The organism is Salmonella sp. SJTUF14076 (assembly GCF_015534835.1).
In the GTDB taxonomy this organism is placed as follows: domain Bacteria; phylum Pseudomonadota; class Gammaproteobacteria; order Enterobacterales; family Enterobacteriaceae; genus Salmonella; species Salmonella enterica.
In genome coordinates, this window is the sequence record NZ_CP064674.1 from 1,704,828 (window position 1) to 1,728,889 (window position 24,062).

General features: G+C 53.3%; 24 protein-coding genes. 13 read left to right on the plus strand and 11 right to left on the minus strand.

Annotation, left to right across the window (positions count from 1 at the left end):
* The first annotated feature begins 135 nt into the window (after positions 1 to 135).
* The 3 genes from mglB (at position 136) to mglC (ending at position 3,814) form a co-directional block, all read left to right on the plus strand.
* Positions 136 to 1,134 (plus strand): galactose/glucose ABC transporter substrate-binding protein MglB, encoded by a 999-nt coding sequence (gene mglB / locus HU143_RS08135; protein WP_001036943.1) that lies wholly within the window; start codon positions 136 to 138, stop codon positions 1,132 to 1,134.
* A 133-nt stretch (positions 1,135 to 1,267) separates the two neighbouring features.
* On the plus strand, positions 1,268 to 2,788 hold the full coding sequence (gene mglA / locus HU143_RS08140; RefSeq protein WP_000535913.1) for a galactose/methyl galactoside ABC transporter ATP-binding protein MglA: 1,521 nt from the start codon (positions 1,268 to 1,270) through the stop codon (positions 2,786 to 2,788).
* A 15-nt stretch (positions 2,789 to 2,803) separates the two neighbouring features.
* Positions 2,804 to 3,814 (plus strand): galactose/methyl galactoside ABC transporter permease MglC, encoded by a 1,011-nt coding sequence (gene mglC / locus HU143_RS08145; protein WP_001275101.1) that lies wholly within the window; start codon positions 2,804 to 2,806, stop codon positions 3,812 to 3,814.
* A 74-nt stretch (positions 3,815 to 3,888) separates the two neighbouring features.
* Here mglC and preA read toward each other — a convergent pair whose 3' ends face one another.
* From preA to HU143_RS08185, 8 genes are all read right to left on the minus strand, one after another.
* Positions 3,889 to 5,124, minus strand: a complete 1,236-nt coding sequence (preA, locus tag HU143_RS08150) for an NAD-dependent dihydropyrimidine dehydrogenase subunit PreA (protein ID WP_000956095.1) — start codon at positions 5,122 to 5,124, stop codon at positions 3,889 to 3,891.
* Positions 5,118 to 6,359: an NAD(P)-dependent oxidoreductase gene (locus tag HU143_RS08155; protein ID WP_001136406.1), complete on the minus strand. Its 1,242-nt coding sequence runs from the start codon at positions 6,357 to 6,359 to the stop codon at positions 5,118 to 5,120. Before HU143_RS08155 ends, preA begins: the two co-directional genes overlap by 7 nt.
* Positions 6,360 to 6,563: 204 nt before the next feature.
* Positions 6,564 to 6,809 (minus strand): DUF2542 family protein, encoded by a 246-nt coding sequence (locus HU143_RS08160; RefSeq protein WP_000605187.1) that lies wholly within the window; start codon positions 6,807 to 6,809, stop codon positions 6,564 to 6,566.
* On the minus strand, positions 6,806 to 7,525 hold the full coding sequence (gene sanA, locus HU143_RS08165; RefSeq protein ID WP_000920081.1) for an outer membrane permeability protein SanA: 720 nt from the start codon (positions 7,523 to 7,525) through the stop codon (positions 6,806 to 6,808). Before sanA ends, HU143_RS08160 begins: the two co-directional genes overlap by 4 nt.
* A gap of 176 nt (positions 7,526 to 7,701) precedes the next feature.
* Positions 7,702 to 8,586: a cytidine deaminase gene (gene cdd / locus HU143_RS08170; RefSeq protein ID WP_000553526.1), complete on the minus strand. Its 885-nt coding sequence runs from the start codon at positions 8,584 to 8,586 to the stop codon at positions 7,702 to 7,704.
* A gap of 153 nt (positions 8,587 to 8,739) precedes the next feature.
* Positions 8,740 to 9,435, minus strand: a complete 696-nt coding sequence (locus HU143_RS08175) for a CidB/LrgB family autolysis modulator (RefSeq protein WP_023227096.1) — start codon at positions 9,433 to 9,435, stop codon at positions 8,740 to 8,742.
* On the minus strand, positions 9,432 to 9,830 hold the full coding sequence (locus tag HU143_RS08180) for a CidA/LrgA family protein (RefSeq protein WP_023227095.1): 399 nt from the start codon (positions 9,828 to 9,830) through the stop codon (positions 9,432 to 9,434). Before HU143_RS08180 ends, HU143_RS08175 begins: the two co-directional genes overlap by 4 nt.
* Before the next feature lie 131 nt (positions 9,831 to 9,961).
* The gene (locus tag HU143_RS08185; RefSeq protein ID WP_000024658.1) at positions 9,962 to 10,870 is read right to left on the minus strand and encodes a LysR substrate-binding domain-containing protein; all 909 of its coding nucleotides are present in this window, start codon (positions 10,868 to 10,870) and stop codon (positions 9,962 to 9,964) included.
* A gap of 125 nt (positions 10,871 to 10,995) precedes the next feature.
* Here HU143_RS08185 and HU143_RS08190 point away from each other — a divergent pair, with 125 nt between their 5' ends.
* The 6 genes from HU143_RS08190 to dusC all read left to right on the plus strand — a co-directional run bounded on the left by HU143_RS08190 (position 10,996) and on the right by dusC (position 17,028).
* Positions 10,996 to 12,354 (plus strand): MFS transporter, encoded by a 1,359-nt coding sequence (locus tag HU143_RS08190; protein WP_000194222.1) that lies wholly within the window; start codon positions 10,996 to 10,998, stop codon positions 12,352 to 12,354.
* A gap of 11 nt (positions 12,355 to 12,365) precedes the next feature.
* Positions 12,366 to 13,403, plus strand: a complete 1,038-nt coding sequence (gene gtdA, locus HU143_RS08195) for a gentisate 1,2-dioxygenase (protein ID WP_001289857.1) — start codon at positions 12,366 to 12,368, stop codon at positions 13,401 to 13,403.
* 15 nt (positions 13,404 to 13,418) lie between these two features.
* Entirely contained in the window at positions 13,419 to 14,120 is a 702-nt protein-coding gene (locus HU143_RS08200; RefSeq protein ID WP_000170626.1) for a fumarylacetoacetate hydrolase family protein, read from the plus strand.
* Between the two features lie 8 nt (positions 14,121 to 14,128).
* Positions 14,129 to 14,773: a maleylacetoacetate isomerase gene (maiA, locus tag HU143_RS08205; protein WP_000781183.1), complete on the plus strand. Its 645-nt coding sequence runs from the start codon at positions 14,129 to 14,131 to the stop codon at positions 14,771 to 14,773.
* Between the two features lie 14 nt (positions 14,774 to 14,787).
* A complete protein-coding gene (locus HU143_RS08210; RefSeq protein ID WP_000150113.1) occupies positions 14,788 to 15,981 on the plus strand; it encodes a 3-hydroxybenzoate 6-monooxygenase in 1,194 nt (397 codons plus the stop codon).
* A gap of 108 nt (positions 15,982 to 16,089) precedes the next feature.
* Positions 16,090 to 17,028: a tRNA dihydrouridine(16) synthase DusC gene (gene dusC, locus HU143_RS08215; RefSeq protein ID WP_023227094.1), complete on the plus strand. Its 939-nt coding sequence runs from the start codon at positions 16,090 to 16,092 to the stop codon at positions 17,026 to 17,028.
* Between the two features lie 57 nt (positions 17,029 to 17,085).
* On the opposite strand, the gene yohP is transcribed toward dusC, so the two are convergent.
* Positions 17,086 to 17,169 (minus strand): small membrane protein YohP, encoded by an 84-nt coding sequence (gene yohP, locus HU143_RS24820; RefSeq protein WP_000698460.1) that lies wholly within the window; start codon positions 17,167 to 17,169, stop codon positions 17,086 to 17,088.
* 317 nt (positions 17,170 to 17,486) lie between these two features.
* Between yohP and mdtQ the strand changes: the two genes are divergently transcribed.
* Both mdtQ and HU143_RS08230 read left to right on the plus strand, forming a co-directional pair.
* Entirely contained in the window at positions 17,487 to 18,923 is a 1,437-nt protein-coding gene (gene mdtQ / locus HU143_RS08225; protein WP_001081453.1) for a multidrug resistance outer membrane protein MdtQ, read from the plus strand.
* A 65-nt stretch (positions 18,924 to 18,988) separates the two neighbouring features.
* Positions 18,989 to 19,750 carry an SDR family oxidoreductase gene (locus HU143_RS08230; RefSeq protein WP_000169608.1) on the plus strand — a complete coding sequence of 254 codons (762 nt, stop codon included), beginning with the start codon at positions 18,989 to 18,991 and terminating at the stop codon, positions 19,748 to 19,750.
* 48 nt (positions 19,751 to 19,798) lie between these two features.
* Here HU143_RS08230 and HU143_RS08235 read toward each other — a convergent pair whose 3' ends face one another.
* Positions 19,799 to 20,368, minus strand: a complete 570-nt coding sequence (locus HU143_RS08235) for a DedA family protein (RefSeq protein ID WP_001523476.1) — start codon at positions 20,366 to 20,368, stop codon at positions 19,799 to 19,801.
* Positions 20,369 to 20,526: 158 nt separating this feature from the next.
* Between HU143_RS08235 and HU143_RS08240 the strand changes: the two genes are divergently transcribed.
* Both HU143_RS08240 and pbpG read left to right on the plus strand, forming a co-directional pair.
* Complete coding sequence (locus HU143_RS08240) at positions 20,527 to 21,114, plus strand: Yip1 family protein (protein ID WP_001017057.1); 588 nt, start codon at positions 20,527 to 20,529, stop codon at positions 21,112 to 21,114.
* A gap of 165 nt (positions 21,115 to 21,279) precedes the next feature.
* The gene (gene pbpG, locus HU143_RS08245) at positions 21,280 to 22,227 is read left to right on the plus strand and encodes a D-alanyl-D-alanine endopeptidase (RefSeq protein WP_000911555.1); all 948 of its coding nucleotides are present in this window, start codon (positions 21,280 to 21,282) and stop codon (positions 22,225 to 22,227) included.
* Between the two features lie 57 nt (positions 22,228 to 22,284).
* Here the strand turns inward: pbpG and dld are convergent, their stop codons facing one another.
* A complete protein-coding gene (gene dld, locus HU143_RS08250; protein ID WP_023226725.1) occupies positions 22,285 to 24,015 on the minus strand; it encodes a D-lactate dehydrogenase in 1,731 nt (576 codons plus the stop codon).
* Positions 24,016 to 24,062: the final 47 nt, after the last annotated feature.

Genomic DNA, 24,062 nt, shown 5'->3' on the forward strand with positions numbered 1-24,062 from the left:
TCCAAACTGGCTGCGCCAATAACGCCTGGTGGGATAGGCTCTAAATACGCTTCGGCGTTCAGTAACACGCGTTAACGTGCTGAACAGCCGGGCATTTTTTTACGCTATACCCTACATAATAAAACCGGAGCTACCATGAATAAGAAGGTACTGACCCTTTCTGCCGTGATGGCAAGTCTGTTATTCGGCGCGCACGCACACGCGGCTGATACTCGTATTGGCGTGACGATTTATAAATATGACGATAACTTTATGTCCGTGGTGCGTAAGGCTATTGAAAAAGATGGCAAATCCGCGCCGGATGTTCAGCTACTGATGAATGACTCGCAAAACGATCAATCTAAACAGAATGATCAAATTGACGTTTTATTGGCGAAAGGGGTTAAAGCTCTGGCGATTAACCTGGTCGACCCGGCAGCCGCCGGTACGGTCATTGAGAAAGCGCGCGGGCAAAATGTGCCGGTGGTGTTCTTTAACAAAGAGCCTTCCCGCAAAGCGCTGGACAGCTATGACAAGGCGTATTATGTCGGGACTGACTCTAAAGAATCCGGTGTGATTCAGGGCGACTTGATTGCCAAACACTGGCAGGCGAATCAGGGTTGGGATCTGAATAAAGACGGTAAAATTCAGTATGTTCTGCTGAAAGGCGAGCCGGGGCACCCGGATGCTGAAGCCCGTACGACGTATGTGGTGAAAGAGTTAAATGATAAAGGTATTCAGACCGAGCAACTGGCGTTAGACACCGCTATGTGGGATACCGCGCAGGCAAAAGATAAGATGGATGCCTGGCTGTCTGGCCCGAACGCTAACAAGATTGAGGTGGTTATCGCGAATAACGATGCGATGGCGATGGGCGCGGTAGAGGCGCTGAAAGCGCATAATAAATCGTCGATTCCGGTCTTTGGCGTCGATGCGTTACCGGAAGCTTTGGCGCTGGTGAAATCGGGCGCGATGGCCGGTACGGTACTGAATGACGCCAACAATCAGGCGAAAGCGACATTCGATCTGGCGAAAAACCTCGCCGAAGGCAAGGGCGCGGCTGACGGCACCAGCTGGAAGATTGAGAACAAAATCGTGCGCGTGCCTTATGTCGGCGTGGACAAAGACAATCTGAGCGAATTTACCCAAAAATAACTTTTCCGTCTGTGGGCGCAATTTTGTTGCGCCCTGAAACCGTGGAAGGGTGACGCGCCGCAGACCGGATAACGTATTTCTTTTGCCATCCGGCGCGGATAGTCATAATTAAAAAGGCCGACAGGGTATCATTATGGGCAGCACGATCTCTCCGTCGTCGGGTGAATATTTGTTGGAAATGCGTGGCATTAACAAATCATTTCCCGGCGTGAAAGCGCTTGATAATGTCAACTTAAACGTTCGTCCGCACTCTATTCATGCATTAATGGGCGAAAACGGCGCAGGCAAATCAACATTATTAAAATGTCTTTTCGGTATTTACCAAAAAGATTCCGGCAGCATTGTATTTCAGGGAAAAGAAGTGGACTTCCATTCGGCGAAAGAAGCGCTGGAGAATGGGATTTCGATGGTACACCAGGAGTTAAATCTGGTATTGCAACGTTCGGTCATGGATAACATGTGGCTGGGGCGTTATCCCACCAAAGGTATGTTTGTCGACCAGGATAAAATGTACCAGGATACCAAAGCGATATTTGATGAGCTGGATATCGATATTGACCCGCGCGCGCGCGTGGGAACGTTATCCGTTTCGCAAATGCAGATGATTGAAATTGCGAAGGCGTTTTCCTATAACGCTAAGATCGTTATTATGGATGAACCGACCTCATCGTTAACTGAGAAAGAGGTTAATCATCTGTTCACCATTATTCGCAAGCTGAAAGAACGCGGCTGCGGCATTGTTTATATCTCGCATAAAATGGAAGAAATTTTTCAATTGTGCGATGAAATTACTATTTTGCGCGACGGTCAATGGATTGCCACCCAGCCGCTGGAAGGGCTGGATATGGATAAGATCATTGCGATGATGGTCGGGCGTTCCCTGAACCAGCGCTTTCCGGATAAAGAAAATAAGCCGGGCGACGTGATTCTGGAGGTCCGTCACCTGACCTCGCTGCGCCAGCCTTCCATTCGCGATGTCTCCTTTGATTTGCACAAGGGCGAAATTCTGGGCATTGCCGGCTTGGTTGGGGCAAAGCGTACCGATATCGTCGAAACGCTGTTTGGCATTCGTGAGAAGTCGTCCGGGACAATCACTTTACATGGCAAGAAAATTAATAATCACACTGCGAACGAAGCGATTAACCACGGTTTTGCGCTGGTGACGGAAGAGCGTCGTTCCACCGGAATTTACGCCTATCTGGATATCGGATTTAACTCATTAATTTCGAATATCCGTAATTATAAAAATAAAGTGGGGTTACTGGATAATTCCCGGATGAAAAGCGACACCCAATGGGTCATTGATTCCATGCGGGTAAAAACGCCGGGGCATCGCACGCAAATTGGTTCGCTTTCCGGCGGCAATCAGCAAAAGGTGATCATTGGTCGCTGGCTATTAACGCAGCCGGAAATATTAATGCTGGACGAACCGACCCGCGGCATTGATGTCGGCGCAAAATTTGAAATTTATCAGCTTATTGCGGAACTGGCGAAAAAAGGCAAGGGGATCATCATTATCTCTTCTGAAATGCCGGAGCTGTTAGGGATTACCGATCGTATCCTGGTGATGAGTAACGGTCTCGTTTCCGGCATTGTCGATACTAAAACAACAACGCAAAACGAAATTTTGCGTCTTGCTTCTTTGCACCTTTAAGATCAGGGGCTCCTTATGAGTGCGTTAAACAAGAAAAGCTTTTTGACCTGGCTGAAAGAGGGCGGAATTTACGTCGTTCTTTTAGTGTTGCTGGCGATTATTATTTTCCAGGACCCGACTTTTTTAAGTTTGCTGAATTTAAGTAATATTCTGACGCAATCTTCGGTACGTATTATTATCGCGCTGGGCGTGGCGGGACTCATCGTCACCCAGGGGACAGACCTGTCGGCGGGGCGTCAGGTAGGGCTGGCGGCGGTCGTGGCGGCAACATTACTGCAATCAATGGAAAACGCCAATAAAGTGTTTCCGGAAATGGCGACCATGCCGATTGCGCTGGTCATCCTGATTGTCTGCGCGATTGGCGCGGTGATTGGCCTGGTGAACGGCATCATCATTGCTTACCTGAACGTGACGCCGTTTATTACCACGCTTGGCACGATGATTATCGTTTATGGGATCAACTCCCTTTACTATGACTTTGTCGGCGCTTCGCCCATTTCCGGCTTTGACAGCGGCTTTTCCACCTTTGCGCAGGGCTTTGTGGCGATGGGCAGTTTCCGGCTCTCCTACATCACCTTTTACGCTCTGATTGCGGTAGCGTTTGTCTGGGTGCTGTGGAATAAGACCCGTTTTGGTAAAAACATTTTTGCTATTGGCGGCAACCCGGAGGCGGCGAAAGTTTCTGGCGTAAACGTGGCGCTGAACCTGCTGATGATTTATGCGCTCTCCGGCGTGTTTTATGCCTTCGGCGGCTTACTGGAAGCAGGGCGTATTGGTTCTGCCACCAACAACCTCGGCTTTATGTATGAACTGGATGCGATTGCCGCGTGCGTGGTCGGGGGCGTATCGTTTAGCGGCGGAGTGGGGACGGTCTTCGGCGTGGTGACCGGCGTCATTATCTTTACCGTCATCAACTATGGCCTGACCTATATAGGGGTAAACCCGTACTGGCAGTACATTATCAAAGGCGGCATTATCATTTTCGCCGTGGCGCTGGACTCGCTGAAATACGCGCGTAAGAAGTAGTTATCCAGACCTATTACTTTGCTTATCAGATAACCCGGCGCAGCGAAACTGCGCGCCGGGCTTCATACCGTGAGCTACAGCGTTAACGCGTGCTCTTTTTCGCCTTTTTTAAATTTGACCTCGCCTAAATCAATACAGGCGACCGGGCAGACATGACCGCACAGCAGACAACCGACGCATTTTTCCGTATTGCAATGCGGCGTGCGGCTGTGTTCATCCCACTCCATCGCCTGATGACCGCCGTCATAGCAGGAGATATAGCAACGTCCGCAGCCGACGCATTTCTCCTGATTAATCCGCGGATAGACGATATAGCTGCGATCCAGGTCTTCCGCCGGGATAATATTGCCATTCGCCAGCCCGATCATCTCCTGTAATGAGGCAAATCCCTGATCGGCCAGATAGTGGCTGAGGCCGCTCGCCATATCTTCTACAATGCGGTAACCGTATTGCATAATGCCTGTCGTCACCTGTAGGGTCGCCGCGCCCAGCAGCAGAAATTCGGCAGCGTCTTCCCAGGTTTCAATGCCGCCGATACCGCTAATCGGGAAATCGCGCAGTTCAGGGTGCATTCGCAACTGCTGGATAAAACGCAGCGCAATGGGTTTCACCGCTTTTCCTGAATAACCGGAGATGCTGGATTTACCGTTAACCACCGGCATCCCGATTTTGCGGTTCAGGTCGATGTTAGTAATGGATTTCACGGTGTTGATGGTGGCGATACCGTCGGCTCCACCGCGTTTAGCGGCCAGCGCGACTTCGCACATATCGCCAATATTCGGCGTCATTTTCGCCAGCATTGGCAAAGATGAACCGCGTTTTACGGCGCGGCAGTATTTTTCAACCAGTTCCGGGCTTTGCCCTACATCGCTTCCCATGGCGTGCGAGGTCATCTGCGGGCAAGAGAAGTTACACTCAATCATATCCGCGCCGGCTTCTTCAACCAGACGCGCCAGTTCCTGCCACTGCTGTTCATTTTCTCCCATGATGGAAGCAATCAGCACCTTATCCGGATAATCCTGTTTTAGCCGTCGAATGGCGGCCAGATTCTCTTCCAGCGGATGCTCAGCAATTTGCTCCATGTTTTTGAAACCAATAAAACCGGTATCTTCTTTCGTCAGATGATCAAAACGTGGAGAGACTTCGTTGGCAATAAAAAAACCAATGGTTTTAAAAACGATCCCGCCCCAGCCGGTATCATAGGCTTTGGCGCACATCTCATAACAATTGCCTACCGGAGAAGAAGAAAGGCAAAACGGATTGGGAAACTTAACGCCGCAAAAGGTAACAGACAAATCTTTTGTTAACATGAGCAGGCCTCCTCTAAATAATGATGAATAGCCTGAGCGGCTTCTTTTCCGGTTTTTACCGCATAAACGACGGTCTTATCACCTTTAACAATATCGCCAGCGGCAAAGATCGCCGGGTCGTCGGTTTGATAATTGTGCGTGTCGATAATATTATGCTGCGCTTTTATCTCCGCAAAGGTATCCAGTCGCGCGTGCTGCCCCACGGCCAAAATAATATTTTCCGCTTCCAGCGTCAGTTCTCCTGAGTGGCGTACATGGTGGAAGGTCACTTTATTTCCGCTGACGGCGACAGGCGTAAAACCATCAATAATCGATACGCCTAATGCCTGCGTGCTGGTAAATTCTTTTTCGCTGGCGGGAAATTGGGCTAATTCTTCCCGCGCCACGCAGGTGACGGAAGGACAGCCGAGAATTTTTAACGTACTGGCGACATCCATCGCTACGTCGCCGCCGCCAATAATTAATGCGCTACGCGGAACGCTAATATCGCCGTCGGCCTGACGGGCGCGCTGTAAAAAATCAACGGCAATCTCTACGTGACTGGCTTGCTCAAATAACGGTAAATCAGAGCCACAGGACATCCCGACGGTCATCAGCACGGCGCGATATTCGGCTTTGAGTTGCGCAAGCGATAGCGACCCGCCCACCTCACAATTACATTTAATATTGACGCCCATTTCTACAATGCGGGCAATTTCCTGATCGAGTACGCTTTGCGGCAGACGAAATGCCGGGATGCCGTGACGCAGCCATCCGCCGGGCTGCGGCTGTTTTTCGTAAATGGTGACGTCATAGCCTAAATGTGTGAGCGTCACGCTTGCCTGCAAACCTGCCGGACCCGCGCCAATAATCGCGACTTTCCCGCGTGTTTTACTCCCGGGCTGATAAATCTGCATGGCAGTCTGCTGTTCAAAATCGGTAATAAAACGTTGCAGGCGTGCGATATCAATAGGTTTATCTATTCCGGAACGTGTACATCCGCGCTGGCATAATTTTTCCGTCGGACAGACTCTGGCGCAGACGGCGCCAAGCGCATTATTTTCCCGGATAGTTTCCGCTGCGCCTTTAAAATTGCGAAAGTAAATAGAACGAATAAATTTCCCCGGATCGGTTTGCGCCGGGCAAGCCTGACTACAGGGCGCATCGTGACATAATAAACAACGTGAAGCCTCTTTTATTGCCAGTAATGGCGTAAAACCAGGCGTGAGTTCATCCAGATAATTTTGTTGCGGCATATAATCTTCCTTAATGCTTGAATAAATTAAGGCGAAACGCAAATAACGCGTTTTAATGATCCAAAATCTACCGCCAGCCTAAGCATTGAAAGAAGGGTATTCTGTGAAAGAATTCACAAAAAAATGAAACCAGAATGCAAAACAGCATTTGTTCCTTATATCATAATAATAACTATTCTCAATTTTAAAGGGATAATAAATAGATTAACGATAAAAAAGAAGATAAATAATCATTCCAGTAAATAAAAAACCGCAACCGGTATAAAGAAAAAGATAAGACCAATATTGTACGGGATCGGCATGGCGATAGACATAAACCGGTTTTCGCGCATTTTTGACAACTTTATCTACCGCGCCGGTTCGCCAGCCTTTCCAGGCCTCACGGAAGCAAAAAAGCGGGAGTAGCAGAAAGGCTAATATGACAAATATCGTCTGTACATCCATGATCATTTCCCTTTTTTCTTTTCCAGTTCAAGCAATTGTTCCGGCGTAACGGCCGGATACCCCTGGGCGTCATTCGGCACCTGATGCTGCGTGGGAATAGGTACCAGCGGGCCTAAAAAACGCGGTTCGCGTTTAAAAATATAGAGATCCGCCAGCGCGCTAAAGCGGGCGCCAAATTCGCGCAAGCGTACTGTCAGCATATTTTTGGGTGAAGGTACCGCGTAACACTGCGCCTGAATGCCCATATGCAACGCAATAAACAAGGCGCGTTCGCAGTGGAAGCGCTGAGTGATGATAATAAAGTCGTTGGTATCAAACACTTTGCGGGTACGCACAATGGAGTCAAGCGTACGGAAGCCAGCGTAATCAAGCACAATGTCCGCAGGATCGACGCCCGCCGCGATAAGGTCTTTGCGCATGGTCATCGGTTCGTTATAGCTTTGCAGGGCATTGTCGCCGCTGAGCAGCAGGTAATTGACTTTACCGCTATTGTAAGCGTTTAACGCGCCCTGGATACGATAACGATAGTACTGATTAATGACACCCTTGCGATAGTATTTGGCTGTCCCTAACACGACGCCAACCTGGCGGTAGGGGAGATCCTGTAGCTCGTCATAGATATAGGGCGCTGTTTTCCAGCTCATCCACCGATCGAGGCCAAGCACCGTCAACAGCAGCAAGCCTACCAGGACCAACAGGCTGTAAAACACGCGCTTTAACATGCAGGAAACTCGATACCAGGATGAAAGTACGATCAGGCTACTGTACCCGAAGACGTAGCGCAAGAAACCGCCGTCTGATTGCGGAGATTTTCAGCATGATTTCCCTTGTATCGGGTCGCGGGAGAGGAGAGTCAGGCCGGATAAGACGCCAGTGCGTCGCTATCCGGCACATTTGCTTAGCCGAGAAGCACGCGGTCAATATTATGGCAACCTAATGCTTTCAGCGTTGCGGCGGTGGCATCCCATTGAATTAATGCCGCATCGCCTTTTTCCGCCAGAATCGCGCGCTGAATATCCGCATAGTCATAGCCATTGAGACTCAGCAGGTTTAGCGCGCCTTGCAGTGGGGGAAGCGTAGGGTTAAAGGCGGCGTTTTCCGCATAGCTGCCGGTGAAAATACGGCCATCTTTACATTCCAGCGCCACGCCGCTCGGTGAGTGGCTATAAGGCATATGGCTCTTATTGGCTGCCGTAATCGCCGCTTGCGTTAGCGTATCGCCCGTTAACGTAAAGCCATGATCCTGCTCGTCCATCAGCAGCGTTTTGATCTCCAGATCTTTTGGCCCGAAAGCGTCAGGCAGATAATCGCGTAACGTATGCGGCGCGCGGCCCGGCAGATGAATGCGCAGATCCAGACCGCTGTTCAGCTCGTTCATAAACTGGCGACAGTGGCCGCAAGGCGTGTAGTTAACGGTGACGGCGGCGAGCCCTTTTTCGCCGCGTAGCCAGGCGTGGCTAATCGCGCTTTGTTCAGCATGCACAGTTTGTTGCATGGTGGCGCCCAGGAACTCCATATTCGCGCCGAAATACCAGTTGCCGCTAACACCGCGCGCAATCGCGCCGACGTTAAAATGGGACAAATCGGTACGGGCGCAGGCCGCCGCCAGAGGTAACAGTGCGAAAGCCAGCGCGTCTTCGTCCAGTCCCGCCGTATTTTTAAGCGTCGAGACCTGCTCTGCGGTCAGCATGGCGGGAAAATGGTGGTCCGCCAGGATAGGGGCCAGCGCTGATTGCAAATTATCCGCAAGCTGGGCAAAAGCAGTTTGAAAACGTGGATGCATGGCGTTGCCTCATAACAATGTAATGGAACCGTAGTTTACGGGCCTGCTATGTCTTAATATGTGATCTAAATCTCATTGCTTATGCAACATGTGAAACTTCAATGAAAAATGCGCGACGTATCGCAAATTTTAACCCGGTCTTTTGTCCCGTCGTTAGCGCATTACCGCCAGAATGAGCGGAAACAAAAAGGGCGCTACCAGCGAGGTAATAATGCCGCAGATCACCAGCGCCAGGGAGCTAAACGCGCCTTCCTGGTAATCCAGCTCGGCACAGCGCGCAGTACCGAGCGCATGTGAGGCGGTCCCCATTGCCAGCCCGCGTGCGGCCTTAGTACGGATGTGCATCGCGTTTAACAGCGTGTGGCCAAACACCGCGCCCAGAATACCGACAAAAATTACGCATACCGCGCTGATCGCGGGGATGCCGCCGATGCTGTCGCCCACCGCCATCGCGATAGGCGTAGTCACGGATTTAGGCAGTACCGATGCCGCGATTTCAGGCGTTGCGCCCATCAGCAAGGCAACGGATGTCCCGGTAATCATCGCTACCAGACTGCCGACAAAACAGATGCTAATAATGGATTTCCAACGCGCGCGAATCTGGTGCAACTGTTCATAAAGGGGATAGGCCAGCGCCACCACCGCCGGTTGCAGCAGATCGTTAAGTACTTCGCTGCCTTTGAAGTAGTGCTCGTAGGGAATACCGGTCAGCAACAGAAAAGGAATAATGACTACCATTGCCACCAGCAGCGGATTCAGCAACGGCATTTTAAAATGCGCCGCCAGTCTGCGGGCGGCGAAAAATACCGCCAGCGTCAGCGGTAACGACCACCAGATATATGTCATCATTTTTTCGTTCCCTTCTGCCCAACCACTTTACGCTCACCGTGTATCAGATGTGAACTCCAGCTTACGACCACAAAAACGACCAGCGTACTGATAGCGCAAGAGACCACCACCGGGCCGAATTGCGCGCGCAGTAAGTCAAAATATTGCATGACCCCGACGCCAATCGGCACAAACAGCAACGCCATATAACGAATCAGCACATAGCAGCCGGGGTTAACCCACTTTGCCGGCAGAATTTGCAGCGCCAGCAATACAAACAGAATTAACATCCCGATAATGCTGCCGGGAATAGTGATAGGAAGCAGTGATGCAAGAAAAATGCCTGCGTACAAACAGGCATAAATCAATACAAAAGCGCGTACATATTGCCAGATAATATTCAGTGACTTACTCATGTTTAAAGCCCTTGATGAGATAGATTCATCATACAATTAAACGTTAAAACGTGCTACCGATCACATCATGAATTCTTAGCATAGTGGGTATAGACAGCAGGAACATCGGGCAATGCCCCTGGTCGGCGGCGTTAAACCTGGGCTAAAAAATACAAAAAGCGACTCAGGGCCAAAGACGGCGTCTCATTCTTACGCCAGAACATCCCTACGCTGCCTTTTTGCTCAATTTTTGGCAAGTTTAAAATCGCCAGTTGCCCCTGGCTGGCATAGCGTTGCGCCAGCCGTAAAGAAAGAATAGAGATCATATCGCTGCTTTGCAGCAAATTGGTGCTGACGTTCATTGACGCCGATTCAATGGTGTTTTCCGGGAGCATGACGCCGTTATCGACGAGGGCGTTATCAATACTGATGCGAATAGGGGTGCCGGTTGGCCAGACTATCCACCGCCAGTGCGCCAGATCGCTCCAGGCAATCTGCGCTCGCGCGGCCAGCGGATGGTGCGGACGCGCCACAAAGCAGACCGGCTCGGTATAAAGTACCTGATAATTAAGCGGCAGTTGCAGGGCGCGTCCGCCGACACGCCCTACCACCACATCCACCTGACCGGCAAGCAAATCGTGCAGCAGCGGCGTCATTACCTTTTCTTCAATATTCAGATGCAGCGTCGGCATTTCGTTAAGCAGGCTCAGAATCGCCTGTGATACGCAGTCAGTCGCCACGGGCGAACAGCCGATCTTCAGGCTGCCAACCAGGCCGCCCTGCTTGAAACGGGCGATTTCATACTGTGAACGCTCCAGATCGTTAATTAGGCGCTGGGCGTGCTGGAGCAGTAATTTACCGCCTTCCGAGGGGCGTAGCCCTTTACTGTGGCGCTCAAAAAGCGTGATGCCTATCTCATCTTCGAGTTGAGATAACCACTTCGATAGCGCCGGCTGGGAGATATTCATCATCCGGGCGACGTGCGTCAGGTTGCCCTGTTCGCCCAGCGCAACCAGCGTTTGCAGGTGATGTAATTTCAATTTCTGCGCCCAGTTCGCCATTCGCTATAACCTCCAGGTTATGTCTCTGCCTGAAAAGCCATTGTACATTTTATCGCTCACTCTACAAACTCGTAACATAGCAAACATAAAAACAACATCTATCTCCCTGCACTGAGGCATTAGCTATGACTCAACGACGTGATCTACAAGCCCTTATTGATGCCGCGCCCGTCGGCAAAATGCAGTGGCGCGTTATCATCTGCTGTTTTCTGGTGGTTATGCTCGATGGTTTCGACACCGCCGCGATTGGCTTCATCGCCCCGGATATTCGTACCCACTGGCAGCTAAGCGCCAGCGAACTTGCGCCGCTGTTTGGCGCAGGGCTGCTGGGGCTTACGGCCGGCGCGCTGCTATGCGGGCCGCTGGCGGATCGCTTTGGCCGCAAGCGGGTCATTGAGCTTTGCGTGGCGCTATTCGGCGCATTGAGCCTGCTTTCCGCTTTCTCGCCGGATATAGAAACCCTGGTGTTGCTGCGCTTCTTAACCGGTCTGGGACTGGGCGGAGCGATGCCGAATACCATCACCATGACGTCGGAATACCTTCCCGCTCGTCGACGCGGAGCGCTGGTCACGCTGATGTTCTGCGGTTTTACCCTGGGGTCGGCGATGGGTGGGATTGTGAGCGCGCAACTGGTGCCGCTGATTGGCTGGCACGGAATTCTGGCGCTAGGCGGCATCTTGCCTTTGATGCTGTTTTTCGGCCTGCTGTTCGCGCTGCCGGAATCTCCCCGCTGGCAGGTACGCCGCCAACTACCGCAAGCCGTTGTCGCCCGGACGGTCAGCGCCATTACCGGCGAGCGCTATCACGATACGCAATTCTTTCTGCATGAGACGGCAGCCGTCGCCAAAGGCAGTATTCGCCAGCTTTTTGCCGGGCGACAGCTTGTCATTACCCTGATGTTATGGGTGGTGTTCTTTATGAGCCTGCTCATTATCTATCTGCTTTCCAGCTGGATGCCGACGTTACTTAACCATCGCGGTATTGATCTGCAACAGGCGTCTTGGGTGACTGCCGCATTCCAGGTTGGCGGCACGCTTGGCGCGCTGTTACTCGGCGTATTGATGGACCGGCTTAACCCGTTCCGGGTACTGGCGGTGAGCTATGCGCTGGGCGCGGTTTGCATTGTCATGATAGGCCTGAGCGAAAACGGCCTTTGGCTGATGGCGCTGGCAATTTTTGGTACCGGCATCGGTATTAGCGGTTCCCAGGTAGGGCTTAATGCTCTGACGGCGACGCTGTACCCCACCCAAAGCCGGGCGACGGGCGTGAGCTGGTCGAACGCCATTGGACGCTGCGGGGCGATTGTCGGTTCGCTCTCCGGCGGCATGATGATGGCCCTCAATTTCTCTTTCGATACGTTGTTTTTTGTCATTGCTATTCCGGCGGCTATCAGCGCGGTAATGCTTACCCTGCTGACGGTGGTTGTCCGCCTTTCGATTTCTGTACCTGACGACCTGCCGCGTGCCAGCGTCGTAAACGAATAAGGAGAATCTCCATGTCTGAAATAAATCAGAACGTAAAAGATAGCCGTCAACAGTATTACCAGCATATTTCCGGGCAGAATCTGACGCCGCTGTGGGAATCGTTACATCACCTGGTACCGCAGACGCCAAACGCCAACTGCGCGCCGGCCTACTGGAATTATCAGGAAATTCGTCCGCTACTGATGGAAAGCGGCAATGTCATTGGCGCGAAAGAGGCGATCCGCCGGGTGCTGGTGCTGGAAAATCCGGCATTGCGCGGTCAGTCGTCGATCACGGCGACCTTATACGCTGGTTTACAGCTGATCCTGCCCGGCGAAGTCGCGCCGAGTCATCGCCATAACCAGTCGGCGCTGCGTTTTATCGTCGAAGGTAAAGGCGCATTTACCGCGGTGGATGGCGAGCGCACGCCAATGCATACCGGCGATTTTATCCTGACGCCGCAGTGGCGCTGGCACGATCATGGTAATCCGGGATCAGAGCCGGTGGTATGGCTGGATGGTCTGGATCTGCCGTTAGTCAATCTCCTGGGCTGTGGTTTTGCGGAAGACTATCCCGAAGATCAGCAGCCGGTGACTCGAAAAGAGGGCGATTATCTGCCGCGCTATGCAGCGAATATGCTGCCGCTGCGCCACCAGCGCGGGAACTCGTCGCCGATTTTCAACTACCGTTACGACCGCAGCCGCGAGGCGCTGCACGATCTGACCCGTATGGGCGATCCGGATGAGTGGGAAGGTTACAAGCTGCGTTACGTTAATCCCGTCACCGGCGGTTATCCGATGCCGTCGATGGGCGCGTTCCTGCAACTGTTGCCAAAAGGCTTTGCCTCGCGTGTGGCGCGGAGCACCGACAGCACTATCTACCACGTCGTTGAAGGGGCAGGGCAGGTCACTATCGGCAACGAAACTTTTCATTTTTCCGCAAAAGACATTTTTGTGGCGCCGACCTGGCATGAGGTGTCGTTTCGCAGCAGCGAAGACACGGTGTTATTCAGCTTTTCGGACAAGCCGGTTCAGGAAGCCCTGGGGCTGTTCCGCGAAGCACGTTATTAATTAGGGAGAGAGAACATGACCAAATATGTATTCCAGCCGCAGGCCCCAGTGACAGTACCCGTGGCGGGCAGTGATGAGCAGTTTCCGGTACGTCGCGTTTACTGCGTGGGTCGCAACTATGCCGCCCATGCCCGTGAAATGGGCTTTGATCCCGATCGCGAACCGCCGTTCTTCTTTTGTAAACCAGCGGACGCTGTCGTCCCGGTAGCGGAGGGGGATACCCTGGAACTGCCGTATCCGGCGCAGACCGATAACTACCATTATGAAATTGAGCTGGTGGTGGCGATTGGTAAAAAGGGGAGCGATATCCCGCTGGAAAAAGCCCATGAATATGTCTGGGGATACGCCACAGGTCTGGACATGACGCGTCGCGATCGTCAGATGGAAATGCGTCAGATGGGACGCCCGTGGGAAATTGGCAAAGCGTTCGATCTCTCCGCGCCCATTGCGCCATTACACAAAGCCGCTGAAACGCATAATGTGGATAACGCCCCTATTTGGCTACAGGTTAACGGCGAAGACCATCAGCGCAGCGATATTCGTCATCTGATTTGGTCGGTGAATGAAACCATCAGCTATTTGTCCGGCTTTTTTGAATTGCAGCCAGGCGATTTGATTTTCACCGGTACGCCAGAGGGGGTGGGCGCAGTGGTGAAAGGAGATGTCATCACCGGGAACGTAGAAGGTCTGACGCCGATTGCTGTGAAAATTGTCTGAGGTGAACGATGAAGCTGTACAGTTTCTTTAATAGTTCGGCGTCTTATCGTGTACGTATTGCGCTGGCGTTAAAGGGGATTGATTACCAGACAGTGGGCGTCAATATTCGTATCGGCCAGCAGAATGCGCTGGCCTACCGACGGATGAATCCGGTAGGCCTGGTGCCGACGCTGGTCACTGATGACGGCGAATCGTTGGGGCAATCGCTGGCCATCGTCGACTGGCTGGACCGACATTTTCCGCAAACGCCGCTGCTGCCGACGAGCGACCCGGCGCGCAGCCAGGCGCTGGAAATTGTCTACGCTATCGCCTGCGATATACACCCAATCAATAACATGCGCGTGTTGCGCTACCTGACCGATGAGCTGAAGGTTAGCGAAGAGGATAAAAAACGCTGGTACGCCCACTGGATACAGCAAGGGTTAAGCGCGGTAGAGCAGCTATTGCGTAAAAGTCAGTCCGGACGATTCTGCGTGGGCGACGCGCCAGGCCTTGCGGACTGCTGCCTGATTCCTCAGTGGGCGAATGCGCTCAGGATGGGCTGCGATTTATCAGGCTATCCGCGCTGTAAAGCCGTTTATGACGCCTGCGTACAGCTACCGGCGTTTATTGCCGCCGCGCCGGAAAATCAACAAGATAAAATCCCGGCCTGAAAAGGAGAATGACCATGACTCACGTGACAAGCGCAATTATTGTAGGTGGCGGAATCGGCGGCGCGGCGACCGCGCTGTCGCTGGCGCGCCAGGGAATAAAAGTCATGCTGCTGGAAAAAGCGCACGAAATTGGCGAGATTGGCGCGGGTATTCAGCTTGGGCCGAACGCTTTTTCGGCGCTGGATAGTCTCGGTGTGGGCGATGTTGCCCGCCAGCGTGCGGTGTTTACCGATCACATTACCATGATGGATGCCGTGAATGCCGAAGAAGTGGTACGCATTGAAACCGGACAGGCGTTCCGCGACCATTTTGGCGGGCCGTATGCGGTAATTCACCGGGTAGATATTCATGCAACGGTATGGGAAGCGGTGCTGACGCACCCTGGCGTGGAGTATCGTACCTCGACCCATATTGTCGATATCCGCCAGACGCCGGATGACGTTACGGTGTTTGATGAGCAGGGAAATAGCTGGACGGCGGATATTCTCGTGGGCTGCGACGGCGTTAAATCGGTCGTGCGGCAAAGTTTACTCGGCGACGCGCCGCGCGTAACGGGGCATGTAGTCTATCGGGCGGTGATTGATTGCGACGATATGCCGGACGATTTACGTATTAATGCGCCGGTGCTGTGGGCAGGCCCGCATTGTCACCTGGTCCATTATCCGCTGCGCGGAGGCCAACAGTACAATCTGGTGGTGACATTCCACAGCCGCCAGCAAGAAGAGTGGGGCGTGAAAGACGGCAGTAAAGAAGAGGTGCTCTCTTATTTTGCCGGTATTCATCCCCGCCCGCGTCAGATGCTGGATAAGCCGACCTCCTGGCGCCGCTGGTCGACCGCCGATCGCGAGCCGGTCGCGAAATGGGGAACCGAGCGTATCACTCTGGTGGGCGACGCCGCGCATCCGGTGGCGCAATATATGGCCCAGGGCGCCTGTATGGCGCTGGAAGACGCCGTCACGCTGGGCAAAGCGCTGGAACGCTGCGACGGTGACGCGCAGCAGGCATTTGCGCTGTATGAGTCGGTGCGTATTCCCCGCACGGCGCGTATCGTCTGGTCTACCCGCGAGATGGGGCGTCTCTATCACGCCGCCGGGGTGGAGCGTCAGGTACGTAATCTGTTGTGGAAAGGAAAATCGCAGGAGGCGTTTTATCGCGGTATCGAATGGCTGTACGGCTGGAAAGAAGATAACTGTCTTGAGCCGCGTTGAGCGCCTTACGTGACGTAGCGTGGCGTTTGCGCCGCCACCCGGCAAAAAGTTTTGCTCATCGCAGAGAGGCGTTATGATAGCGCCTCTTTTTTTGCTGTGGATACCGATATGCGTGTTTTACTGGCGCCGATGGAAGGCGTGCTCGACGCGTTAGTGCGCGAGCTGCTGACCGAAGTGAATGATTACGATCTCTGCATCACCGAATTTGTGCGCGTGGTGGATCAGCTGCTGCCGGTAAAAGTGTTTCATCGCATCTGCCCGGAGTTGCATCACGCCAGCCGCACGCCGTCCGGCACGCCGGTGCGTATTCAGCTTCTGGGCCAGCATCCGCAGTGGCTGGCGGAAAACGCCGCGCGGGCGACGACGTTGGGATCGTATGGCGTGGACCTGAACTGCGGCTGTCCGTCAAAAGTGGTGAACGGCAGCGGCGGCGGCGCGACATTGCTCAAAGATCCCGAACTCATCTATCAGGGCGCGAAAGCGATGCGGGCCGCGGTACCGTCGCATCTGCCGGTGACGGTAAAAGTGCGTCTCGGCTGGGATAGCGGCGATAGAAAATTTGAAATCGCCGATGCTGTGCAGCAGGCTGGCGCCAGTGAACTGGTGGTGCATGGTCGTACCAAAGCGCAGGGCTACCGCGCCGAGCATATCGACTGGCAGGCGATCGGCGAAATACGCCAGCGTCTGACTATTCCGGTTATCGCTAATGGCGAAATCTGGGACTGGCAGAGCGCGCAGGCATGTATGGCGACCAGCGGCTGCGATGCGGTGATGATTGGCCGTGGGGCGTTAAATATTCCTAACCTGAGTCGGGTGGTGAAGTATAACGAACCGCGTATGCCGTGGCCGGAAGTGGTTGCGTTATTACAAAAATATACCCGACTGGAAAAGCAGGGCGATACCGGTTTATACCATGTCGCGCGTATTAAACAGTGGTTGGGATATTTACGTAAGGAATATATTGAGGCAACGGAACTCTTTCAGTCGATTCGGGCGTTAAACCGTTCATCCGAGATTGCGCGGGCGATTCAGGCTATTAAAACCTAATCTCTACAGCGTCCAGAACGTGTGCCGGGCAGACATTATCGCTGCCCGGCGCAGGAATCAGAAAATCATCTTAAACACGCCCGTTACCACCAACAGCCCAATCAGAAAAATAATTAAGATTGCCCATAGAAGAATTTTCATTGTTTGTCCCTTTATTGGTAAATACAAACAAAGTATAGGAAAGTATTAAGCCATCTGCTGCTTTGTTGGGCGCGGCGACGTTTAACTCATGAAGGCTGCTGGCGCGTATTGCAGCAAAATCGTTCATTTATGAACGGGTTAGTGGGACTTTTCATTGAAGTATTACATCAAAAAATGTATCAGATGAAATTATTTGCTAATCATATAAATTTCAAAATATGTCTTTTGTTGTCTGATGATGTATTGCCACGCGTAACTAAAAAATAGATCGCCGTAAGACGTACTCTCTGCGCACCTTTTTTTATCAGAACACCTCCATGAATCGTAATTCTTTCCTTGCCGCGACAGCGAGCTTACCGCTTTTTATTTTGCTGGCGGGCTGCGCCCCTATGCACGATACCCGCCAGTCGCTGACCCAGCAGACGCCCTCTTCTCATGTTGATTCCAGCCTGCCGGCGGCATTGAAAAACGGTTGGCCGGATAGCCAGTGGTGGAAGGCGTATCACGATGCGCAGCTTGACGCGCTGATTGATAATGCCATACAGCATTCGCCGGATATGCAGGTGGCTGAACAGCGTATTCAACTGGCGGAAGCGCAGGCGAAAGCGGTTGAGGCGCAGGACGGCCCGCAGCTCGACTTTTCTGCCGACATTGAGCGCCAGCGAATGTCCGCGGAAGGGCTGATGGGGCCATTCGCGATTACCGACCCTGCGGCGGGAACGACCGGGCCGTGGTATACCAACGGTACATTCGGCCTGACGGCGGGCTGGGATCTGGATTTATGGGGGAAAAACCGCGCTGAAGTTACCGCGCGGATCGGGGCGGTCAAAGCGCGCGAAGCGGAGCAGGAGCAAACCCGACAACTGCTGGCAAGCGGCGTGGCGCGACTCTACTGGGAGTGGCAGACGCAGGCGGCGCTGAAAAATGTGCTGATGCAAATCGAGCATGAGCAGCAAAACGTGGTGGCGGTAAACCGGGAGCTGTATCAACACGGTATTACTTCTTCTGTTGAAGGGGTCGAGACCGATATCGACGCCAGTAAAACCCAGCAGCAGTTGAATGACGTTAACGGTAAAATGAAGGTGATTGAAGCGCGGCTCAGCGCGTTAACCAATACGCAATCGGCGGCGCTCAAGCTGCGTCAGGTGAGTCTCCCCGCCGTTGAAAGCCAGTTACCGTCGCAACTGGGGTATTCGTTGCTGGCGCGCCGGGCGGATCTACAGGCCGCGCACTGGTACATTGAATCCTCGTTGAGCAGCATTGACGCCGCGAAGGCCGCGTTTTATCCCGATATCAATCTGATGGCTTTTTTACAGCAGGATGCGTTACATCTGAGCGATCTGTTCCGCCATTCCGCACAGCAATATGGTATTACCGGCGGGCTGACGCTGCCGATTTTCGACAGCGGCAGGCTGAATGCCAACCTCGATATCGCCAAAGCGCAAAGCAACCTTTCTATCGCCAACTACAACAAAGCGGTGGTAGATGCGGTTAATGATGTGGCGCGCGCCGCCAGTCAAGTAGAGACGCTGGCGCAGAAAAACCAGCATCAGCAGCAGATTGAGCATGACGCGCAGCGTGTGGTCGGTCTGGCGCAAGCGCGCTTTAATGCCGGCATTATTGCGGGTTCCCGCGTGAGCGAGGCCAAAATCCCGGCACTGCGCGAGCAGTGTAACGGCTTGCTGTTGCAGGGCCAGTGGCTGGATGCCTCTATTCAGCTTACCAGCGCGCTGGGCGGCGGTTATCATTCCTGATTTTTCCGGATGATTCAGACAGGGTTCCTATACTTAGGCTGTGTATGAATCATCCGGAGAGGAATATGACCAAGGTCGCAATTGTAACGGCATCAGATTCGGGAATTGGCAAAGCGTGTGCGTTGTTATTAGCACAAAACGGTTTTGATATTGGTATCACCTGGCATTCCGATGAACGCGGCGCGCAGGAGACGGCGAAAAAAGCGGCGCAGTTTGGTGTGCGGGCAGAGACCATTCATCTTGACCTGAGCCAGTTACCCGAGGGCGCGCAGGCCATTGAACATCTTATCCAGCGCCTGGGGCGCGTTGACGTGCTGGTCAATAATGCCGGGGCGATGACCAAATCCGCGTTTATTGATATGCCGTTTACGCAGTGGCGGCAAATTTTTACCGTGGACGTCGATGGCGCGTTTCTCTGCGCGCAGATCGCCGCCCGGCATATGATTAAACAAGGAGAGGGAGGGCGTATTATCAACATCACCTCCGTCCATGAGCATACGCCGCTTCCGCAAGCCAGCGCCTATACCGCGGCGAAACATGCGCTGGGGGGATTGACTAAATCCATGGCGCTGGAACTGATTGAACATCATATTTTGGTCAACGCCGTTGCGCCAGGCGCTATCGCCACACCGATGAATGATATGGATGACAGCGACATTGAGCCGGGATCGGAACCCTCGATCCCTATCGCCCGACCGGGTTCTACGCATGAAATAGCCAGCCTCGTCGCCTGGCTGTGCTCGGAAGGAGCAAGCTATACCACCGGTCAGTCGCTGATTGTCGACGGCGGGTTTATGCTGGCGAATCCGCAATTCAACGCCAAATAAACGCCGGGGGCCGGATGGCGGCGTTATGCCATCCGGATACCATCGGGTTTAACGGGCCTCCGCTTTGCCGCGTCTTTTCAGCCACCAGCGCACGCCCACCACCAGGACGATAGCCAGAATCAGCCAGACCCCGTGCCTGAGATGCTGATCGAGGTCGTGTAGCCATGGCGCGATCACCTCGCCGCCAAGATATCCCAGCGTGGTAAACAGTAACGCCCAGATCAGCGCGCCTACAATATTCAGCGGCAGAAAAATTTTAGGCGGCAGGCGGCTGGCGCCAATCAGCAGCGGGCCAACCACCCGGAAGCCGTACATAAAACGCGTGCCGATCACAAACAGATACGGATGGCGTTGGATCATTTTCTGCGCGCGACGAATCTTCGTATGATAACGGGGGAAACGACGCAGGATCTTCCCGCCATAGCATCGTCCTAACAGATAAAGTAGCTGATCGCCCATCATCCCTCCCAGCGCGACAGCCGCCGCCACCAGCGGAAACTTGAGCAATCCCTGATGCGCCGCGACGCCCCCCAACAGGGTAACGGTTTCACCTTCGGCCATACTGCCGATAACCAGCGCCGCATAGCCATAATGCGTAATAAGCGTGTTGATATCCATGCGTAAACCACCTCCGGCATTAAGCATACACCCTGGCAAGAGGCGTGCGCGGCAAAGCCGACGTTTTGCCGGAGACTATTTTGCCATTGTTCATAAAATAACCAGAAACTGAATTATACTTGAACATACTGGCATCTGAGGCAGCAGAAGGGGGCAGTATGAACCATGTATGGGGGCTTTTTTCCCATCCCGATCGGGAAATGCAGGTGATCAAAAGCGAAAACGAAACCGTTTCGCATCACTATACGCACCATGTTTTGCTGATGGCGGCGATTCCCGTCGTCTGCGCCTTTATCGGCACGACGCAAATCGGCTGGAATTTTGGCGACGGCAACGTGTTACAACTCTCGCTGTTTACCGCTTTTGCGCTGGCGGTTTTGTTCTACGGCGTGATGCTGGCGGGCGTCGCGGTGATGGGACGCGTCATCTGGTGGATGGCGCGAAACTATCCGCAACGGCCATCGCTTGCGCGCTGTATGGTTTTTGCCGGCTATGTCGCGACGCCGCTGTTTTTAAGTGGTCTGGTGGCGCTCTATCCCCTGGTATGGCTATGCGCACTGGTCGGCGCTGTCGCGCTCTTTTACACCGGCTATTTGCTGTATTTGGGGATTCCGACTTTCCTTAACATTAATAGAGAGGAAGGATTAAGCTTCTCCAGTTCGACGCTCGCTATCGGCGTGCTGGTCCTGGAGGTGCTACTGGCGATCACTGTGATCTTGTGGGGATACGGCTACCGCCTGTTCTGATGCGAAAAAGGGCTGGCGCAAAAGCCAGCAATGCAGCATTTGCTGACGATTCTTCTGTAGCGGCAACGCTGGCGTGCCGCTATGATGCCACTGCTAGCTTGAGTATAATCTTAGCTCAGGCGGTGTGCGTTACGACGCGCGTGAATCATTATCAGAAATCTCATCATGCTGAAATTCCGAGCTTCATTCCTGAGCCTTGCTCTGATGTTGGCCGTTCCTTTTGCCCCGCAGGCCGTGGCGAAAACGGCAGCGACAACCGCGGCGTCTCAACCTGAGATTGCCTCCGGTAGCGCAATGATTGTTGATCTCAACACCAATAAAGTGATCTATTCGAACCACCCGGATCTGGTGCGTCCGATTGCCTCGATAACCAAATTAATGACAGCGATGGTCGTGCTCGACGCGCGATTGCCGCTGGATGAAATACTGAAGGTCGATATCAGCCAGACGCCGGAAATGAAAGGGGTTTACTCCCGCGTGCGCCTGAACAGCGAAATTAGCCGCAAAAATATGTTGCTGCTGGCGTTGATGTCATCCGAAAACCGTGCGGCGGCAAGCCTGGCGCACTATTATCCCGGCGGTTATAACGCGTTTATTAAAGCGATGAATGCGAAGGCGAAAGCGCTGGGCATGACGCATACCCGCTTCGTTGAGCCGACGGGGCTGTCGATTCATAACGTCTCGACCGCGCGGGATTTAACAAAATTGCTGATTGCCACGAAGCAATACCCGCTGATTGGCCAGCTAAGCACCACGCGCGAAGATATGGCGACATTCTCGCATCCGGCGTATACGCTGCCGTTTCGCAATACCAACCATTTGGTCTACCGTGATAACTGGAATATCCAGTTAACGAAAACCGGCTTTACCAATGCGGCGGGGCATTGCCTGGTGATGCGTACCGTGATCAATAACAAACCGGTCGCGCTGGTGGTCATGGACGCGTTCGGCAAATATACCCACTTTGCGGACGCCAGTCGCCTGCGTACATGGATTGAAACCGGTAAAGTCATGCCCGTTCCGGCTGCCGCGCTGAGCTATAAAAAGCAAAAAGCCGCGCAAATGGCGGCAGCCAGCGCCAGCGCCGGAGCGCAAACCGCACAGAACGATTAAGTCGCCGCAGGCCCGGCAGGCATCGCGCCGCCGGGCTTCACGGTAAACCGCACCGTGTTAATGCGTTTCGTCGGGCGTATTTTCCTGCCAGAATTTCCGCTTACTCGTTTTGCCGATACCGGGGTTCATACTGTTGGTTGGGTCATTTTGCCGATAAAAACGCGTCAGCGTTTCCGGCGCTTTATACAGATGTCCAACGTTGTGCTCCGCCGGGTATTGTGCCCCGCGCGCCTGCAACAGCTCCAGCATTTGCGCTTTCAGCGCATGGACGTCGACGCCTTTCTTCACGATATAGTCCTGATGAAAAACGTGGCACATAAAGTGACCGTAATAGAGTTTATGTACCAGTTGGCTGTCGATTTCCGGCGGCAGATGCTCGAACCAGTCGGTATCGTTGCGGCGCAGAGCGATATCCAGCGCCAGAATATCTTCCACTTCATCAGCGTGTACGGCCTGATAACGAATCGCCGCGCCAGCAGCGGCGAAGCGGTGCAGGAAGGCTTTGCTGCCTTCTTCCGGCGTACAGGTGAAGAAACCGCCCTCAGCGGATTTAAAAAATTCATTCAGCCAGCGTTGCGCTTCTGCGACGCCGTCTCCCGCCATTTTTAACAGCAGATGATGCTCATATTTATCGCGCCAGTTTTTCATTCGTGGCGGCAGATGGCTGGGAAACAGATGGCCGAATTTCTGCATCGCGCGGTCGGTGAAATGCGGACGGAAAAATTTTACTTTTTCCAGCATCGCATCGGTTCGGCCTTTTAGCGTGAAAAAGAATGGCATCTTGTCGGTGCCGAGTTTATCGATCATCAGAAAGGTATCTTTACCGTACTGCTCCGCAATATCGTAGATATCGCGATGCATATATTCTCCCGCCACTGGCAGATTGTCGAAGTTCGCCAGAATATGCCGACGGATTTCAGTCAGTACCGCGGGCTGATTGGTGCCGATATAAAAAACCTGCTGATTTTTTTCCGCTGCAAAGGTATCAAGGCGAACGGCAAAAACCGCCAGTTTTCCGGCGCAGCCGGAAGATTCAAACAAACGGTCCGGGTCGGCGTTATAGCGGGCGGGCGTATCGGCGTTGATATCTCGTACCCGCGTCACGTAGTCGTGATCGTGCGCATGACGACCATCGTGGCGCACATCCTCATCTTTAATCCGTTCGTCATCCAGCTTGCTCAGGATCTGCTCCGGCGTATGCCCAAGATCGATACCCAGATGATTGACCAGTTGCAGTTTGCCTTGGTCGTCAATACGGGCAAAGAGCGACATCTCGGTATAGGCCGGGCCGCGCTGCACCAGCGAGCCGCCGGAGTTATTACAGATACCGCCGATGACCGACGCGCCGATGCACGACGAACCAATCACCGAGTGCGGTTCACGGCCCAGCGGTTTAAGCGCTTTTTCCAGCGCATAGAGCGTCGTACCGGGCCAGGCCAGAACCTGTTGGCCGTTATCCAGTAAGTGCAGCTTATCCAGCCGCTGGGTGCTGATAATCACAATATCGCGATCGTAGTCGTTGCCGTTCGGCGTGGAGCCTTCCGTCAGACCGGTGTTGGCGGCCTGCATCAGAATAATTTTGTCAGCGTTAACGCAGGCGTTGAGCACACGCCACAATTCCAGTAATGAACCCGGGAAAACAACGGCCAGCGCGTCGCCCTGACCGGAACGGAAACCCTTGCGATAGCGGGCGGTTTTGGCGGGGTCTGTCAGCAGGTGAGAATGGCCTACCAGGCGGGTCAGCTCATTCAGGAACGTTTTATTATCAGTCATTGTTATGGAAGACATTCTCCACTCCTTGTGGTGGGACAAAATATCAGCGTTAAGCATAGCGC